This is a genomic window from Neisseria sp. HMSC03D10, from assembly GCF_001807625.1.
In the GTDB taxonomy this organism is placed as follows: Bacteria; Pseudomonadota; Gammaproteobacteria; order Burkholderiales; family Neisseriaceae; genus Neisseria; species Neisseria mucosa.
Window position 1 is genome coordinate 1 of sequence record NZ_KV789527.1, and the last position, 17565, is coordinate 17565.

17 protein-coding genes and 1 pseudogene are annotated in these 17565 nt (G+C 51.3%); 6 read left to right on the plus strand and 12 right to left on the minus strand.

The annotated features are described in order from the left end of the window. A pseudogene (locus HMPREF3066_RS04940) lies at window positions 1-207 on the plus strand (IS30 family transposase); the annotation flags it as partial. Between the two features lie 54 nt (window positions 208-261). On the opposite strand, the gene HMPREF3066_RS12195 reads toward HMPREF3066_RS04940, so the two are convergent. The 3 genes from HMPREF3066_RS12195 to HMPREF3066_RS04950 form a co-directional block, all read right to left on the minus strand. Further along, on the minus strand, window positions 262-390 hold the full coding sequence (locus tag HMPREF3066_RS12195) for a FeoB-associated Cys-rich membrane protein (RefSeq protein ID WP_003683546.1): 129 nt from the start codon (window positions 388-390) through the stop codon (window positions 262-264). Beyond that, on the minus strand, window positions 390-2252 hold the full coding sequence (gene feoB / locus HMPREF3066_RS04945; RefSeq protein ID WP_070440845.1) for a ferrous iron transporter B: 1863 nt from the start codon (window positions 2250-2252) through the stop codon (window positions 390-392). The genes HMPREF3066_RS12195 and feoB overlap by 1 nt, the downstream gene beginning before the upstream one ends. 171 nt (window positions 2253-2423) lie before the next feature. Then, complete coding sequence (locus HMPREF3066_RS04950; RefSeq protein WP_003742387.1) at window positions 2424-2690, minus strand: FeoA family protein; 267 nt, start codon at window positions 2688-2690, stop codon at window positions 2424-2426. Between the two features lie 318 nt (window positions 2691-3008). Between HMPREF3066_RS04950 and HMPREF3066_RS04955 the strand changes: the two genes are divergently transcribed. After that, window positions 3009-3635, plus strand: a complete 627-nt coding sequence (locus tag HMPREF3066_RS04955) for an NAD(P)H-hydrate epimerase (RefSeq protein ID WP_083286406.1) — start codon at window positions 3009-3011, stop codon at window positions 3633-3635. 318 nt (window positions 3636-3953) lie between these two features. Continuing rightward, the gene (locus HMPREF3066_RS04960; protein WP_039406965.1) at window positions 3954-4997 is read left to right on the plus strand and encodes a sulfate ABC transporter substrate-binding protein; all 1044 of its coding nucleotides are present in this window, start codon (window positions 3954-3956) and stop codon (window positions 4995-4997) included. Window positions 4998-5165: 168 nt separating this feature from the next. Here HMPREF3066_RS04960 and yddG read toward each other — a convergent pair whose 3' ends face one another. The 4 genes from yddG to HMPREF3066_RS04980 all read right to left on the minus strand — a co-directional run bounded on the left by yddG (window position 5166) and on the right by HMPREF3066_RS04980 (window position 9465). Then, a complete protein-coding gene (gene yddG, locus HMPREF3066_RS04965; RefSeq protein WP_099048479.1) occupies window positions 5166-6074 on the minus strand; it encodes an aromatic amino acid DMT transporter YddG in 909 nt (302 codons plus the stop codon). A gap of 365 nt (window positions 6075-6439) precedes the next feature. Beyond that, window positions 6440-7492, minus strand: a complete 1053-nt coding sequence (bioB, locus tag HMPREF3066_RS04970; protein ID WP_070440854.1) for a biotin synthase BioB — start codon at window positions 7490-7492, stop codon at window positions 6440-6442. A 525-nt stretch (window positions 7493-8017) separates the two neighbouring features. Next, window positions 8018-8992 carry a class 1 fructose-bisphosphatase gene (locus tag HMPREF3066_RS04975; protein ID WP_070440857.1) on the minus strand — a complete coding sequence of 325 codons (975 nt, stop codon included), beginning with the start codon at window positions 8990-8992 and terminating at the stop codon, window positions 8018-8020. Window positions 8993-9069: 77 nt separating this feature from the next. Next, window positions 9070-9465, minus strand: a complete 396-nt coding sequence (locus tag HMPREF3066_RS04980; RefSeq protein WP_060975412.1) for a hypothetical protein — start codon at window positions 9463-9465, stop codon at window positions 9070-9072. A 148-nt stretch (window positions 9466-9613) separates the two neighbouring features. Between HMPREF3066_RS04980 and HMPREF3066_RS04985 the strand changes: the two genes are divergently transcribed. Continuing rightward, window positions 9614-10957, plus strand: coding sequence for a polynucleotide adenylyltransferase PcnB (locus HMPREF3066_RS04985; RefSeq protein ID WP_070440860.1), 1344 nt, complete (start codon window positions 9614-9616; stop codon window positions 10955-10957). Between the two features lie 179 nt (window positions 10958-11136). On the opposite strand, the gene truB is transcribed toward HMPREF3066_RS04985, so the two are convergent. Further along, on the minus strand, window positions 11137-12051 hold the full coding sequence (truB, locus tag HMPREF3066_RS04990; RefSeq protein WP_070440863.1) for a tRNA pseudouridine(55) synthase TruB: 915 nt from the start codon (window positions 12049-12051) through the stop codon (window positions 11137-11139). A gap of 1 nt (window position 12052) precedes the next feature. Next, window positions 12053-12463, minus strand: coding sequence for a hypothetical protein (locus HMPREF3066_RS04995; RefSeq protein WP_019271290.1), 411 nt, complete (start codon window positions 12461-12463; stop codon window positions 12053-12055). Window positions 12464-12585: 122 nt separating this feature from the next. On the opposite strand from HMPREF3066_RS04995, the gene HMPREF3066_RS12200 reads away from it, so the two are divergent. Beyond that, a protein-coding gene (locus tag HMPREF3066_RS12200) for an IS5 family transposase (RefSeq protein WP_099048401.1) occupies window positions 12586-13381 on the plus strand; the annotation gives its coding sequence in 2 pieces (ribosomal slippage) (window positions 12586-12951 and window positions 12953-13381; 795 coding nt in all). A gap of 23 nt (window positions 13382-13404) precedes the next feature. On the opposite strand, the gene rbfA is transcribed toward HMPREF3066_RS12200, so the two are convergent. Then, window positions 13405-13776 (minus strand): 30S ribosome-binding factor RbfA, encoded by a 372-nt coding sequence (gene rbfA, locus HMPREF3066_RS05010; RefSeq protein WP_003685554.1) that lies wholly within the window; start codon window positions 13774-13776, stop codon window positions 13405-13407. Between the two features lie 118 nt (window positions 13777-13894). Between rbfA and HMPREF3066_RS05015 the strand changes: the two genes are divergently transcribed. Next, the gene (locus tag HMPREF3066_RS05015; protein WP_070440866.1) at window positions 13895-14935 is read left to right on the plus strand and encodes a Gfo/Idh/MocA family oxidoreductase; all 1041 of its coding nucleotides are present in this window, start codon (window positions 13895-13897) and stop codon (window positions 14933-14935) included. 333 nt (window positions 14936-15268) lie between these two features. Here the strand turns inward: HMPREF3066_RS05015 and recA are convergent, their stop codons facing one another. Both recA and pflA read right to left on the minus strand, forming a co-directional pair. Further along, window positions 15269-16315, minus strand: coding sequence for a recombinase RecA (gene recA, locus HMPREF3066_RS05025; RefSeq protein ID WP_049225386.1), 1047 nt, complete (start codon window positions 16313-16315; stop codon window positions 15269-15271). A gap of 236 nt (window positions 16316-16551) precedes the next feature. Continuing rightward, window positions 16552-17364, minus strand: a complete 813-nt coding sequence (pflA, locus tag HMPREF3066_RS05030; RefSeq protein ID WP_070440873.1) for a pyruvate formate lyase 1-activating protein — start codon at window positions 17362-17364, stop codon at window positions 16552-16554. Window positions 17365-17565 lie beyond the last annotated feature (201 nt).

Sequence of the window (17565 nt, forward strand, 5' to 3'; positions counted from 1 at the left end):
CCTTACCATTCGTGGGAAAAAGGGCTGAATGAAAACACCAACGGACTCATCCGACAATCTTTCCCCAAACAAACCGATTTCCGAAATATCAGCGATCGGGAGATACGCAGGGTTCAAGATGAGTTGAACCACCGGCCGAGAAAAACACTTGGCTACGAAACGCCAAGTGTTTTATTCTTAAATCTGTTCCAACCACTGGTACCCTAGTGTTGCACTTGAAATCCGAATCCAAGGACCTTTCTGCTTCCTAGCTATCCATACTCAGCCGCAACCGCCGCATTTGCCGCAGCCGCTGCTGCAATCGCGTTTTTTCGGTTTGAATACGAATTTTCGCAAGAGGAAGAATACGCAGGCGAGCATAATCAAGCCGACGATAATATATTGAGTCATCACATTATCCTTGAAGTAATTTGGTAAACCACAAATGCGGCAAAATAAGCCATCAGGAACAAATAGCCTGTAATCATAAGCATATTTTTCGTGGATTTGGTTTCGCGTTTAATTACGGTTAAAGTCGCGGCACACATCGGAGCATACACATACCAAGCCAAGAAGGCAAAGGCGGTTGGCAAACCCCAGTTGTTGTGTACGATCGGAATCAGCGCGTTTTGTACGGCGTCTTCAGACGACGCGCTGACGGCATAGACCGTACCCAGTGCAGCAACGACGACTTCGCGTGCGGCGATGCCCGGAATCATGGCGATACACATTTCCCAAGTGAAGCCCAGCGGGGCGAACAATGGTTGGATAGCGTGGCCGAGCATACCCGCCAAGCTGTAGTCGATTGCCGCGCCTGTTGCACCTGCGGGCGGTTGCGGCCAGCTTACCAAGCCCCACAAAACTACGGCAAGGGCGAAGATAATCGTACCGGCGCGTTTGAGGAAGGCTTTTACCCTGTCCCACAGGCTGGTCATGATGTGTTTGAAGTTGGGCGTGCGGAAAGTCGGCAGCTCCATCAAGAGCGGGAATTGCTGCACGTTGCCTTTCATACGCGCCAAGCGTTTCATGATATACGCTGCCAAGGCGGCAGACAGGATGCCTACGAGATAGAGGATGAACAGCGTCAGTCCTTGCAGGTTGAAAATCCCGCCTACGGTGCGATTAGGAATGACGGCGGCGATAATCAGCGCGTAAACGGGCAGCCGCGCGGAGCAGGTCAGCAGCGGGGCGACGGCGATGGTAACGAGGCGTTCGCGCGGGTCATTAATCGTACGCGCCGACATAACGGCGGGAACGGCACAGGCGAAACTCGACAGGAGCGGGATGAATGAGCGTCCGGACAGGCCGCTTTTCGCCATCACGTTATCCAGCAGGAAAGCCGCACGCGGCAGGTAGCCTGAGTCTTCCAAAAGCAGGATGAAGGCGAACAAAATCGTAATCTGCGGCACGAACACCAACACGCTGCCCATACCGGCAATGACGCCGTTGACGAGCAAGTCGCTGAGGATGCCCGGCTCCATGTTGGCGCCTATCCATTCGCCCAGCGCGGTAAAGCCGCCTTCGATGGCGTCCATAATCGGCGCCGCCCATGTGTAAACCGCTTGGAACACCATAAACAGGATGACCAGCAGCATAATTATGCCCCAGACGGGGTGCAGCACGATGTCGTCGAGTTTTTTGTGCCATGCGGGCAGCGTCATCTGGGTGCGTACCACTTGTGCCAAAATCGATTCGACTTCTTGATAAAGTTTGTCGCTCTCCAGCGCCTCGAGCGTGCGTTCGGCAGAAGCGGGGTTGGCGGGGAAAGAGCGTTTGCGCGGCAGCTTCGCCACGGCTTCGCGTACCGCCTGTACGCCCGACGCGCTCACTGCGACTGTTTCCAAAACAGGTGCATCCAACAACTCGCTCAGTTTGGCGGCATCAATATTCAAACCCCTTCTGCGGGCAACGTCGCTCATGTTCAGCGACACCACCATAGGCAGTCCCAGCGTTTTCAGTTCCAAAATCATGCGCAGGGTCATACGCAGGTTGGTCGCGTCGGCAACGGCGATGATGGCGTCGGGCGGAATGCCCAGCTTGCCTACGGCGACATCTTTCGCCACCGCTTCGTCGGGGCTGGTCGTGCGTAAGCTGTATGTGCCCGGCAGGTCGATAATGCGGACGGCCGCATCGTCGAGGAAGGCACCCTCGCGCTTATCGACCGTTACGCCCGGATAATTGGCAACCTTGGCATGTGCGCCGGTCAAACCGTTGAATAAAACGGTTTTGCCGCAGTTTGGCGCGCCAATCAAGGCAAAATAGCTTAGTTCCATGAATTGAACTCTCCTTTTTTGATTGTTTGATAAGTTTGGAGTGGGATTTGGGGGAAAGGTTTTGAAATTGTGTTTTCAGACGACCTAGGTCGTCTGAAAAGGATGGGGCGGTCAGATTAAATCCGCCTATGCCGCATTTTCAAAATAGAAGCCTGCCTGCGTGTACGGCGGTCAGCCGTCAATCACATGGCACATAATTTTTCCCGCCTCTTCCTGCCGTAACGAGAATTGCGACTGGTTGCCCAAACGTACGGCAAACGGGCCGCGTCCGAATCCGCCGACGGCAATCACTTGCAACGGCATTCCACTTGAAAAGCCCAAGTCGGCAAGGCGGCGTGTAACCAGCGGGTCGAGTTCGCCGAAAGTCGAATTGGGGACGATGGAGTCGATGTGCGCGACTGCGCCTTTACTGAGTTTTGACAAAGGTATGGCAGACATAGTGTGTTTTACTTTCGTTGTCGATTGAAAAAAGAGACGGCAAGTAAAGACGAATCAGACACAGGGTAGCCAGAGGCATATCCCAACGCCCGTCCCCGCAAAAGAAGTAGTTTTGATTGTTTATCACTTTGTTTAATTTTGATAATAAATCTTGTTAACGTAAAAATCAAATACAAAGCGACCAAGTTCTTGATTTTCAGACGACATATTGCGACAAATCAAAGAAAGCGAATGATTCGTTGTGAAAGTCAGGAAGGGCTATTGATAAGGTTTTCGTTTGGATGTTTTATGAAGGACTGAAGAGCAAAGGAGCGAATGATGAAAATCTACACCGCCGCAGAAATGCGCGAACACGAACAAATGGCAGTCGATAAAGGCACGACTTTCGAGCAACTGATGGAAAACGCGGGACAAGCCGCCGCGACTGATTTGCTGCGCAGCTTCCCCAAAGCAGGGCGCGCGTTAATCGTTTGCGGCAAGGGCAATAATGGCGGCGACGGTTTGGTTATCGCGCGCGTGTTGTCGGGGCATGATTGGCAGGTAGATGTCGCTTTCGTCTTGGGAGACAAACTGTCGTCGCTGGCGCAGTTGAATCAAGAGCGTTTGAATCATTTAGACGGTGTCAGCTTTATCCGCACCAATGAACTGGAAGGTTGTCTGAAAACAGGTTACGACCTCGTTATCGAAGGCATTTTCGGAACAGGCTTCAGCGGCGCATTGCCCGAAACAGCCGCCGCCGTCTGCCGCCTGCTGAACCAAGCCGACGGTTTCAAAATCGCGCTGGACATCCCGACCGGACTGAACTGCGACACCGGCGAAGCAGACAAAGACACCTTCCGCGCTGACCTGACCTACGCCTTCGCCGCCTACAAACCCGCGCATATGACTGATGCAGGCAAAGCATATTGCGGCGAAACCGTGTGTTTGGATATTGGGATAGAGTAGCCCTCTTCTGGGTTTAGATAAAAACGTCGTCTGAAAATATGGCTTTAGCAAAGTCTGCTCTGCCTGTTTTCAGACGACGTTGTTTTTGAGATTGGATATGGAATAAAGTCCTGCAATATGGAAGAAGCCGATACGATCGGAAAGTATATCGTGCAGAAAAACTTCCGAGTGCTTTAAATTCCCAATCGATATGAAATCATCGGGCATTGGCCGAATTTTGGGGTTTATAACCAAAATCGCTAAACCCGAAAGCAAACATTATTTCCGTCGTCTGAAACGTCGGTATAAAGTGTGCCTGTCAAATATTTGGAGAACAAAATGACTGTCCGCACAACCGCCCTTTTCGCCGCCGCCGTTTTAGCGGCATGCTCGCCGCAATCCGAACAAAACACCGCTTCACCGTCTTCTCCTGCGGCAGACGGCAAAGGTGTCAAACTGTTGAATGTTTCTTATGATGTGGCACGAGATTTTTATAAGGAATACAACCCTTTGTTTGTCAAAGAATATCAAAGCAAACACAAGGGCGCAGACATAGACATTCAACAGTCGCACGGCGGTTCCAGCAAGCAGGCATTGTCTGTTGCCAACGGCCTGGCGGCGGATGTCGTTACCATGAACCAGACTTCTGACATCGATTTGTTGGCTCAAAAAGGGCTGATTAAACCCGATTGGGCAAAACGTCTGCCGGACAATGCCGTTCCCTATACCAGCGTAACCGTTTTCCTTGTCCGCAAAGGCAATCCCAAACAAATCAAAGACTGGAACGACTTGGCGAAAGACGGTGTCAAAATCGTACTTGCCAACCCGAAAACTTCCGGCAATGGCCGCTATGCTTTCCTTGGCGCATACGCTTACGGTTTGAAAGCCAACAACGGCGATGAAGCCAAAGCGCAGGAATTTGCCGCTTCCGTCCTGAAAAACACGCCTGTGTTTGAAAACGGCGGACGTGCCGCCACGACAACATTCAGTCAGCGCAATATCGGCGACGTTTTGGTTACCTTTGAAAACGAGGCGAATCACGTCAGTAAAAAACTGACCCAAGATCAGTTTGAAATCGTTTATCCGAGCTATACCATTCTGTCTGAAACCCCTGTTGCCGTTGTGGACAGCGTTGCCGACAAGAAAGGTACGCAGGAAGCCGCTAAGGAATATTTGGAATATCTATGGAGCAAACCCGCGCAGGAGCTTGCCGCCAAACTCTACCTGCGTCCGCGCAATGCCGAAGTCTTCGCCGCACACAAAGCAGATTTCCCCGAAATCGAAACCTTCAGCCCCAACGAAAAATTCGGTACATGGGATGAAATCATGAAAAAATTCTTCGCTGACGGCGGTTTGGTCGATAAACTGTCGCCCAAAAGATAAGTTGGTACTTTGATAAGAAAAACGTCGTCTGAAAACCGGCTTGAGCAAAACCTGCCATGTCGGTTTTCAGACGACGTTGTGTTGAGATGTGATACGGTCGGGGGCGGTTACGCTTTTATCGGTATATGTTTCAACCGAAAATCTTATTTCTATGATTTAGAGGTGCGGTCATGCTTTCTTTTGTGTTGCCAACCAGCATACGGCCGATCCGATGCATACCATCGCCGCACCTTGCCAAAATTCCGTAGGAAGCGGTGCGTCGAGCAGGAAGGATGAAATCAGGGCGGAGAAAACGGGGATAAAATAAGATGCTCCTGCCAAAACGGTCATATTGCCGCGCGAGATGCCGATGTTCCACACTGCATAGCCCAAACCCATACAGGATGCGGCAGCAAGCGCATATAAGACTGATTCGGTATCGAAATTGAGGCTGCCGTAGCTGCCTGCAAAATATTTAGCCCACAGAACGCAGGAAACGAGGAAAAAGAAAAAGCCGACGGCATTACCCTGCGCCTTAACCCTCGCGGTCAGTGTGCAATATGCCGCCCAAAACAGCGCGTCCAAGAGCGCCATGATATAGCCTGCGGGATTGGCGAGGACATTGCGGTAAATATGGGCTGGGGACAATCCGCCTTCCCCGCCCAAGACAATGGCAATGCCGATGAAGGATAGTGCAAAGCCTATGGCGATCCACCATTTTGCCGGCTGTTTGTTAAACCAGACCGCGCCGATGATGGTAAAAGTCGGCCATAAATAATTGACCATGCCGATTTCGACGGTTTGTCTGGCGTTGTCCGCATATCCGATGGAAAGGGACAGGCACAGTTCGCAGCCGACAAAAAAGATACCTGCCCAAAAAAGGTAATTCCGGCTGAAGCGGCGCAAATCGGGTTTGCCGAAAATCAGCAGCAGCAATATCGTGGCAAGGCTGTACATGACCGCTGCGCCGCCTACCGCCCCCATGTGCAGGCTCAAGGTACGGATTAACCCGATGACGGAACTCCAAAAACAGACGGCGAAAAGGCCGATGAAGGTGGCCTGTTTCGGGGAGATGGGATAGGCGGTAAGACGGAACATGATGCGGTGTATTGGAAGTGCGGATGGAATGGCGAGAGACGGTAATGTTTTTGTTTGAATCTGCCTGTCTGCGTGTTCAAAAAGGCCGTCTGAAAACATCGCTTCATTGAATGATGCTTTCAGACGACCTTTGTATCGTTTTGCGGGAATCTAGGAAAAACTTGCTCTTTTTTAGAGAGCGATTCCACAGAAAAACGAAGGTTTTTTCAAGGGCGAATTATAATGGAAAAGATGGGAGGCAAACAAGGTGGCATAATGCTTGAATCTTATTTTCATCTCTACAAAAAAGGTCGTCTGAAAATCTGTTTCAACGAAATGAAACGTTGATACCCGTTTTCAGGCGACCTTGTGTTTTTGTGGAAGGATTAATAATCGACCTTAATCTTGGGCGTTTCCTGCGCCGCTTCGTATTCTTCTTCCAGCTCAAACTGCAGCGGATACAAATCCAGCTTTTCCATCAGCAGGCGGTCGCCGTCTTCGTCGGGATTTTCGGTGGTTAAGAGTTTGTCGCCGTAGAAAATCGAGTTCGCGCCCGCCATGAAACACATTGCCTGCATGGATTCGGGCATATTGCTGCGTCCTGCCGACAGGCGGACATAGCTGTGCGGCATGGTAATCCGCGCCACGGCGATGGTGCGGACGAACTCCGTCCAGTCCAAATCTTCGGCATCGGCAAGCGGCGTGCCTTCCACTTTAACCAACTGGTTAATCGGTACGCTTTCGGGCTGCGGGTCGAGGTTGGCGAGGCTGGCAATCAGTCCGGCACGCTCGGCGCGGGTCTCGTTCATGCCGACGATGCCGCCGCAGCAGACTTTCAAACCGGCGTTGCGAACTTTGCCCAAGGTGTCCATGCGGTCTTCGTGTTTGCGGGTATGGATGATGTCGTTGTAGCGGTCGGGGTCGGTATCGAGGTTGTGGTTGTAGTAATCCAAACCTGCTTTTTTGAAGTCTTCCGCCATACCGTCTTCGAGCATACCAAAGGTGCCGCAGGTTTCCATGCCCAAACCCTTCACGGCTTTGATGATTGCGGAAACCGTCTCCACGTCTTTCGGTTTGGGGCCGCGCCATGCCGCGCCCATGCAGAAACGGCTTGCGCCGCGCGATTTGGCGATTTTGGCTTTTTCAACGATTTCGTCCACATCCATCATCTGCTCTTTGCCCAGATTAGTGTTGTGGTGCGCCGATTGCGGGCAGTAGGCGCAGTCTTCGGGGCAGCCGCCGGTTTTGATAGATAACAGCGTGGAAAGCTGGATTTCGCGTGGATTGAAATTTTGGCGGTGGATTTCAGCGGCTTGGTAAACGAGGTCGAGGAAGGGAAGTCCGAACAGGGCTTCGACATCGCATTTTTTCCAATAACGCGCGGTCGGATGCGGCTTGCGCTCGGTCTTACGGCGCAAGGCGACGGGAGAGATGGTCATAGTGTGTTCTTTCGTATTTACAGCGGCGCAATGACGCTGACTGCCTGACTGCCGGCGCAATGACGGCAGCGGCATGGTTGGAGTGAAACGTCGTCTGAAAACAGACGAGGAGGAAGTGTAACGCGTTTGAAAAACGGGGGCAAAAAAATTCTGGTCGGCGGTCAGCAAAGGCTTGACAAATTCTGCTTATTTTTTGGGAATTTTATCTGCCTGTTTTTTAATCAATGATATTTTCTTCTTTTATATCAATTATTAATTTGATATATCCACAGCGGAATTCACATAAAGCATGGATAATCGGAAGCAAGGTAAGGAGGTATTTTTTTATCTGGTCATTCCAATTTTCAGAATATTGGGAAAAGGTCGTCTGAAACATACACGGTAATTTCAGACGACCTTTTTATAGTGGATTAACTTTAAACCAGTACGGCGTTGCCTCGCCTTGGCCGTACTATTTGTAATGTCTGCGGCTTCGTCGCCTTGTCCTGATTTAAATTTAATCCACTCATTTAATTTTTACACCTGTCAGGCTTGATGAAGTTTGCGGATATAGTCCACTTCTTCTTTGCTGCCCATGAAGACGGCGACGCGTTGGTGCAATCCGACCGGCTTGACATCCAGCATGTCGGCCTGTCCGTCGAAAGCTGCGCCGCCTGCCTGTTCCAAAATCAGGCTCATCGGGTTGGCTTCGTACATCAGGCGCAGTTTGCCCGGTTTGGAGAGATCGCGTTTGTCTTGAGGGTACATGAACACGCCGCCGCGCATCAGGATGCGGTGGATTTCGGCAACCATGCTGGCAACCCAGCGCATATTGTAGTTTTTACCGCGACTGTCGGTTTCACCTGCCAGCAATTCGTCGATATAACGTTGGACGGGCGGCAGCCAATGGCGGCGGTTGGACATATTGATGGCAAATTCTTTGGTGGTTTCGGGAACGCGCGGATTTTCTTTGGTCATCACAAAATTGCCGTCCTCATCCAAAGTAAAGACGGAAACGCCGTGTCCGACGGTCAATACCAGTTGGGTTTGCGGGCCGTATAAAACATAACCTGCGGCAACTTGGTCTCGGCCTTTCTGCAAAAATGACGCCGTTTCCAAATCGCCTTCGGGTTTCTCCAAAATGGAAAAAATCGTGCCGACGGAGATGTTAACATCAATGTTGGACGAGCCGTCCAGCGGGTCGAACAAAACCAAATAGCGTCCGTCAGAATGGGCGGCGACAAAAGTGTCTTCCTCTTCGCTTGCCAAACCGGCAACAGACGGATTGTCTTTTAATATACGGATAAGAATATCGTTGGCGATAACGTCGAGTTTTTTTTGGTCTTCACCTTGGATGTTGCCCGTACCTGCCATGCCCAAAACGCCTGAAAGCGCGCCCAGGCGGACTTTTCCGCTGATTTCGCTGCAGGCGGAGATGACGGATTCCAATACGCTGCCTAATTGTTCGGGCAGGGCGTTTTGCTGTAAATGTTCCGGAAGGAATTGCGCGAATGTGGTCATGTCAAACTCGATTTCTTGAATGATTTTGAAAAACGTCCGAAAAAGATTCAGACGAGGTTTGAAGAAGGAGGGAGTGTTTATTTGCTGTCTGAAGCGGCGCGCTTGCCGTCCAATCCGACGGTTTCTTTCAAACAGTCCGTGGTGCTCTGTTTGATTTGTTCTTTGACGTTTTCACTGATATTGCCCGACAGGATGGCAGACATATCTTCCACCGAAATGCGGTCTGCCATTTTTTCAGCAGTGCAGGTACAGACTTGAAGTACGGTTTCTTCCGAAAGCAGGCTTGTTTTCGGTACTTTGGCAACGCATTGCTCCGTTGCGCCTTCGACAAAACCTTTGCGGAATTCGCTTTTGAATTTGTCGGTAACGCTGTCGGAAGACCCGTCTGAACAGGCGGTCGCGGCAAGGACGAGGAATAAGGATAATACGTTGGTTTTTTTCATCATCGGACAGGAAGGATAAGTTTGGTTCATTGTAATTTAAAACCGCTGCGCCTGCCAGCCGGAGGCTGCGAGGCTTCAGACGACGTAGGTTAGCGCAACTTAAGGTATAATGACGCCCCGCCCGCATCGGTGGCTTCCGTTTGCAGGCGGAAGGATAACAAGAAAGAGTATCAGGACTATGTTGAAAAAATGGCTGAACAAAGTTTTGTCCGGCAGACAGAGCAGGCAAACCGAGGTTCGCAAAGAAATCATCCCCGCTGAAGAATACCGTATCAGCGCGGATATGATCAGTTTTGCAGCGGAAAAAACCGTCAAACGTTTGCAAGAGGAAGGATTCAAAGCCTATATCGTAGGTGGGGCGGTCAGGGATATGCTGTTGGGTGTAGAGCCTAAAGACTTCGATGTCGCCACCGATGCTACGCCGGAGCAGGTGAGAAAAATTTTCCGCCGCAGCCGCATCATCGGCAGGCGTTTTCAAATCGTCCATGTCATGACAGGTCCGGAAACCATAGAAGTAACGACATTCCGCGGCGGCGGCAAGGTGCAGCAAAACGCGCACGGCAGGATTATGAAAGACAACACTTATGGCAGCATAGAAGAAGATGCGATGCGCCGAGACTTTACCTGCAATGCGTTGTATTACGATCCGATACGCGAAGAAATTTTGGATTTCCATAACGGCGTCAACGATATAGCCGACAGAAGCCTGGTTATGATAGGCGATGCTGCGGAGCGGTATCGTGAAGACCCTGTCCGTATCCTGCGCGCCGTACGCTTGTCGGGCAAACTTGGCTTTTCGGTGGAAGAATCCACTGCCGCTCCGATTCCGGAGTATGCTGGTCATCTGAAACACGAACCTGTCGCCCGCCTGTTTGACGAAATCATGAAGCTGCTGTTTTCCGGCCATGCGCGGGAATGTTTGAAAAAACTTAACAGCTTGGGTGTTTCAGACGACATCCATCCGCTTTTGACTGCGTTAAAATCGGCGGAAAAGCCTGAAAACCGCATTATTTCGCTTGCACTGAAAAACACTGACGAGCGGCTGCGTCAGGACAAATCGGTTTCAGTCGGCTTCGTCTTGGCTGCCGTATTGTGGCCGGATGTCAACCGACGCTGGCAACGGAATCTGGCACAGGGGCAAAAGCCTGCGCCTGCTCTGACAGACGCTATCGAATCCCTGCGGAGCGATGTTGAAAAAGGTTGGGGCGTGCCGCAGCGTTTTGCCGCGACCATGCGGGAAATCTGGCAGTTCCAACCGCAATTCGAACAGATGCGCGGCGCCCGTCCGCACCGCCTGCTCGCGCAGCAGCGTTTCCGGGCTGCTTACGACTTTCTGGTGTTGCGCGGCGAAGTGGGCGAGATTGACCGCCAAACGGTCGAATGGTGGAACAGTTTCCAGCATGCCGATGAAGGTTTGCGCAATGAAATGACGACAAACCATGCTCGTGCGCAGGGCAACGAAGGTGTGAAAAAGAAACGCCGCCGCCGTCCGCGCAAAAAGAAAACGGAACAAGGGCAATAGAGATAATAGTCGAAAAGTCGTCTGAAAACGGGTATGACAGGTTTTCAGACGACTTTTTTCATGGGGCTAGAACGGTTGTTTCAAATCTGCCAATATTTTAAGAAATTCAACTGAAAAGGTCGTCTGAAAACTATATTTCAGACGACCTTTTCTATATTTTCACTTAAGAATCAGATTCTTCATTCTTTCGCCGTATTCATCAGCCGCAGGGCTTTGAGGCGACCGATTTCTTTTTGGTATTCCACCAAGCCGATAAATGTTCCGCTTCTGTCGTAAACGCGGATGGGCTGATTGGCGGAGATGTCCTCGGTAAACTGCGGGCGTTGGCCGCATTTGAGCATGGCTACGGCGCGGTCGTTCAGTTCGATTTTGGGGAGGTGCCGCACTAAAACGTCGCAGGGCAGGAGCAGGGCGTCGCGTTCGGTTTCGTCGAATGCCGCCAAGGCGTCGAGCGTGTGGCTTTCGCGGATGGTGAAACCGGCGGTTTCGGTGCGGCGCAGGGCGGTCAGGTGGGCGAATGTGCCGATGTGTTTGGCGATGTCTTCGCTGAGGGTGCGGATGTAGGTGCCTTTGCTGCAACGTACGTCGATGACGGCTTTGGGTGCGTCAAACTCGGTAATATCGATGGCGTAAATGGTGATGTCGCGCGGTTTGCGTTCGATGACGATGCCTTTGCGGGCGTATTCGTACAGTGGTTTGCCTTCGTGTTTGAGGGCGGAAAACATCGGCGGCACTTGGCGGATGTTGCCTGTCAGGGCTTGGCATGCCGTCTGAAATTCGGCTAAGGAAATATCGGCTCGGGCAGTAGCGATGATTTCGCCTTCGGCATCGCCCGTGCTGCTGGCTTCGCCGAGTTTCAGCGTGGCGGTGTAGGCTTTGTCGGCATCCAGCAGGTATTGGGCGAACTTGGTCGCTTCGCCAAAGCAGACGGGCAAAAGTCCGGTCGCCAAAGGATCGAGCACGCCGGTATGCCCCGCTTTTTCGGCGTTGTAGAGGCGGCGGGCTTTTTGCAGGGTGGTGTTGCTGGAAAGTCCTTCGGGCTTGTCGAGCAGGAGGACGCCGTTGATGGGACGTTTGGCAGGTTTGGCGGTCATGTCAGTGGAGAAGGAAGGAAAGGGATAAGATGGAAGTGCCGAGTAGGATGATCGGCGTTTCCGATATTGTTTTTCTGAGGATGATGTGGCTGTGCGGATTTGGTGTTGCTACTGTGTAGCTGCCTTTTTTCAGACGGCCTTGCTTTAAAAGCGTGATGCGGCCGTCGGTACGGCGGAAACTGGCATGAAACAGCGGTTTGGAGAGAGGTACTTCCCGCCCGTTTAGGTCGGTGATGTGGAAGGAGATTTGTCCGTCTCCATCATGCCAAACCGAGTAACACCCGTTTTTACCTATGTGGATTTCGTTGCCCGATGCGGTATCAAAGACGATTTTCCCTTTGCGTAAACTGAAAGCGTAGCAGGCACAATAGGAGAAAAATACTAAAAACAATAGAAATTCGGGAAAGGTCATGGATATATCCTAAAGCAGAGCAAGGAGGCCGTCTGAAACAGATCTTCGGTTTTAATACCGGGTGTTCAGAAGAGCTTTATTAGACCTCTTGCGAAAGTATCCTGAAGATTTACAATTCCCAAATGAAATACGAAAACCTAATCCAAAGAAGCGACAGGGAATTCAAACGGCTCACAGGTGTAACGCCCGTCCTTTTTCATGAAATGCTGCAAGTCACCACAGAAGCAGAAAGCCGGAAGGTCAAGTCGGGCAGGCCGCATACGCTCGGTTTGGCAGACCAACTGCTGCTTACCCTAAGTTATCTGCGCCATTATCATACCCAACTCGAATTGGCCGCTATCTACGGTCTTTCTGAAAGTAATGTCTGCCGCACCATCCGTAAAACTGAGGACGCTCTCATTCGTTGCAAACGCTTTTCCCTGCCAAAACACAAGAATCCGGGCGATCAAACGGTCATCATTGACGTTACCGAAAGCCCGATTGAACGTCCCAAAAAAACAGCGGCAGTATTACAGCGGCAAGAAAAAGCGACACACGGTTAAAATCCAAGTCATATACGGCAGAGAAACTGAAAAAATCATCAGCATCCAGACGGGGATGGGTGCTCAGCATGACATGCGTTTAGCCAAGAAGCACCTTGCAGAGCTTTATCCCTACAAAATAGTCATTGCGGATAGGGGTTATCAAGGATTGGCTAAAACCGGATTACAGACCCCGAAAAAGAAATCTAAACATCATCCGCTGAACAAACAGGATAAAGAGGCGAACAGGTGGTTAGGCAAACTCAGAACCGTCATCGAGCACATCAACAGAAAACTTAAGATATTCAAAATCTTGTCGCTACCTTACCGCAACAGGCGGAAACGGTTCGGGTTAAGGGCAAATCTGATTGCAGGACTGGTTAATGCGATGGGATGAATATTTTCGCAAGAGGTCTATTTTTAATCTTCCACCGGCTTTTCCGCCGCCACTTGGTCGATGAGGCTGGAAATGCTCATGCCGCGTTCGAGCGATTCGTCGTATTTGAAGTGCAGTTCCGGCGTTTTGAAGAGTTTGATGCGTTTCGCCAGCTCGCTGCGCAAGTGGCCTTTGGCGTGTTCCAAGGCTTCTTCGGTGATGTCGCGGGTGCTGTCGTCGAGGACGGTGTAGAACACGGTGGCGTGGCTGTAATCGCGGGTGACTTCGACTTCGTTGATGGTGATGAAGCCTGCGCGCGGGTCTTTCAGGCCGGTGCGGACCAGCTCGGCCAGTTCGCGCATGATTTGTTCTTTGACACGGTCTTGGCGGGCATAGCCGCGTTGCGGTTTTCTCATGGTTTTCCTTAAACGGCGGCGGCCGTTTCAACTTTGTTTTCAGACCGCCTGTGTGAAATAAGTGCGGTATTATAACGGATATACGGCAATTTGAGGTCGTCTGAAAAGGAGTTTGGCTGTGCGGAAAATCAAAATCGGATTGGCAGGGTTCGGCATGTCGGCGCAGGTGTTCCATCTGCCGTTTTGGCGTGCGGATTCGCGGTTTGAAGTCGTGCGTGTGTTTGAACGCAGCGGCAATAGGGCGCAGGAAGTCCTGCCGCAGGCACAGACCGTGCGTTCGTTTGAGGAGTTGCTTACCGACGATGTCGATTTGGTGGTCGTGACCACGCCGAACCAGACGCATTTCGATTTTGCCGCTCAGGCTTTGCGTGCAGGTAAAAATGTGGTGGTGGAAAAACCGTTGTGCGCCACGGCGGCGCAAGCCTTGGAACTGGCGGAACTTGCCGAGCGGCAGGGCGTATTGCTGACCGTTTACCAAAACCGCCGCTGGGACAGCGCGCCGCTGACTGCCAAAAAACTGCTTTCAGACGACCTCTTAGGCGAAATTGTGGATGCAGAGTTTCGTTTCGAGCGTTATGCGGCTGCCTTGAACAAAAAACGCTGGAAGGAAACGGGCGAGGCCGGCGTAGGGCTGGTGTACGATTTGGGTTCGCACCTCATGGATATGGCGGTTGATATTTTCGGGATGCCCGATGAGCTTTATGCCGACGTGCGCTATCAGCATGACGGAGCGGTCAGCGACGACAATTTCTATATCGCGCTTTATTACGCCGACGGCAAAAAAGTTGCCCTGACCGCAAGCAAATATGCCCGCGAACCTTTGCTATTCATGACTTTGCATGGCAAACGCGGTTCATACGTCAAACAAAACGCCGACAACCAAGAAGCCCTGCTGCTCGGCGGCGTGCAACCCGTCGGAGCGTGGAACCGTGAGCCGGAAGACGAATGGGGCATCCTGCACACAGAAATCGACGGGGCGGTCGTCCGCAAAACAATCGAAAGCGTCAGCGGCAATTATGCGGCGTTTTATGAAAACCTTTATGACGCGCTGCAAGGCAAATCTCCCTCAGCAGTGCAACCGCGCCAAGTGGCGGATGTGCTGGGGCTGCTGGAAAAAGTATATGAAAGCGCGAAATCGGGGTGTCGGGTTAAGGTGTAGGGAGATTAAAAGTTACAGGGAACAGGATTTCTGAAATTTTTAAAATACAGAAGATTAACTTGGAAGTTGCTATTTTCTCCTATGCCTGTGCGAGGACAAGCTATGGTGGAAAGCCAGACCTTGGCTATTTCTTCGGTAACATTTAAAAATTGCCGTAATTCCTAATTTCCAGATGCCTACCTTTATCGGAATGGCGATGTAGGCATTTCTATCATTTTTAAGGCTATGTTTTCTGTCGAATGCGAAAAGGTCGTCTGAAAACTTTTTAGCGAAACCCGCTATATTCGTTTTCAGACGACCTTTCATATTTTTTATTGAAAGACAGGCAGAGGCTTATTCTTCCGGACGTTCGCCGTCGGTGTCGTCCAGTTTGCCTTCGGTAATATCAACGTTGATACCCACGGCGGCACGGATTTTGGCGTCGATTTCGTTGGCGATTTCGGGGTTTTCTTTTAGCCATACGCGGACATTGTCTTTGCCTTGTCCGATTTTGGCGCCGTTGTAGCTGTACCATGCGCCTGATTTTTCAACGATGTCGTATTTGACGCCAAGGTCGATCAGTTCGCCTTCCCAGCTTACGCCTTCGCCGTACAGGATATCGAATTCGGCTTGGCGGAACGGAGGGGCGACTTTGTTTTTGATGACTTTGACTTTGGTTTCGTTGCCGATAACGTCGTCGCCTTTTTTGATTTGTCCGGTGCGGCGGATGTCGAGGCGGACGGAGGCGTAGAATTTGAGGGCGTTACCGCCGGTGGTGGTTTCAGGGCTGCCGAACATCACGCCGATTTTCATACGGATTTGGTTAATGAAGACAACCAGTGTATTCGTGCGTTTGATGTGGCCGGTCAGTTTGCGCAGGGCTTGGCTCATTAGGCGGGCTTGCAGGCCGACGTGGCTGTCTCCCATTTCGCCTTCGATTTCGGCTTTGGGCACGAGGGCGGCTACGGAGTCGACGACGACCATGTCCACGCCGCCGGAACGTACCAGCGTGTCGCAGATTTCCAGAGCCTGCTCGCCGGTATCGGGTTGGGAGAGGTAGAGTTCTTCTACTTTAACGCCGAGTTTGCGGGCGTAAACAGGGTCAAAGGCGTGTTCGGCATCGATAAAGGCGCAGATGCCGCCGTTTTTCTGGCATTGGGCAATGGCTTCGAGACAGAGTGTGGTTTTACCGGAGGATTCCGGACCAAAGATTTCGACGACACGGCCGCGCGGCAGACCGCCGACGCCGAGTGCCAAGTCCACGCCGAGCGAGCCGGTGGAGATGACGTCGAGGTTTTCTTCTTGCTGGCTGCCGTCCATTTTCATAATGGAACCTTTGCCGAAGTTTTTTTCGATTTGGGCAAGGGCGGCGGCTAGGGCTTTGCTTTTTTCGTCTGACATGGTGCTGTTCTCGTAAGGGATGTTATCAAAGTAGCTAAGAATTTGTTTAGCTATTATCGCATAAATTAAGAAAAAGTATAGTTTTATTTCGGTTTTATTTCATGTTTTGGATAAATTGTCGTTAACTGTCTGAATTATATGATTTATGAGTTATATGTTCGGATGAATGAAGATTGCTAAAAGGTCGTCTGAAAGCGAATATTTCATTTTCAGACGACCTTTTTTTGGATTTGAACTCAATAAATAATGTTTTTGCCGTAGCTTTCCAAAATCGATTTGATTTTGAGGATGGTTTCTTTGGGAGGCGGATGTACGCCGGTGAGTTTGTAGGTGTCGCCGCACAATGCCCATTTGTGCGCACCCAGTTCGTGATAGGGAAGGAGTTCGACCATTTCGATATTGTCCATATCGGCGATAAATTCGCCGAGCAGGTGGGCGGAACGGTCGTCGTCGGTATAGCCTGGGACGACGACGTAACGGACGCGTGCGGGCTGTTTGCGTTCGGCGAGGTAGTGGGCAAATTTGAGGGTTTTGGTGTTGGGGATGCCGACGAGGACTTTGTGGATTTCGGGGTCGATTTGTTTTAAATCGAGCATGACGAGGTTGGTGTGGTCGAGCAGGTCGTCAAGGATAGAATCGTAATGCAGGGCGTAGCCGTTGCTGTCGAGGCAGGTGTGGATGTCGTGTTCTTGGCAGGCGGTGAACCAGTCGCGTACGAATTCGTATTGCAGGAGCGGTTCGCCGCCTGTGGCGGTAACGCCGCCGCCTGTGGCGCGCAGGTAGTGTCGGTAGGACATGACTTGCTTCATGACTTCGGGCACAGTCATTTCTTGGGCCTGTTCGGTGTGCAAGTCCCATGTGTCGCGGTTGTGGCAGTAGAGGCAGCGCATGAGGCAGCCTTGCAGGAAGAGGACGTAACGCAATCCGGGACCGTCCACCGCGCCGCAGGATTCTACGGAATGGACGATGCCTTTGCCGTTGTAATGGCGGTGTCCGAGGTCTTTGGCGGGTGCGGGCGTTTCGGGGTTGATGGCGATAGATGTCTGCATGGTGTCTGATGTACCGGATATTGGGGTCGTCTGAAAACTTGTTTTTGTGTTGCAGAGGATTCTTCTTATTGGATTAATATGCGGGCATTGCGTTCCCTTTTGTGGGAAGTTTATGGGCTGTTTGGGAATAGGTAAACGCGTTTTATTGATATAGTGGATTAACTTTAAGCCAGGACGGCGTTACCTCGCCTTAGCTCAAAG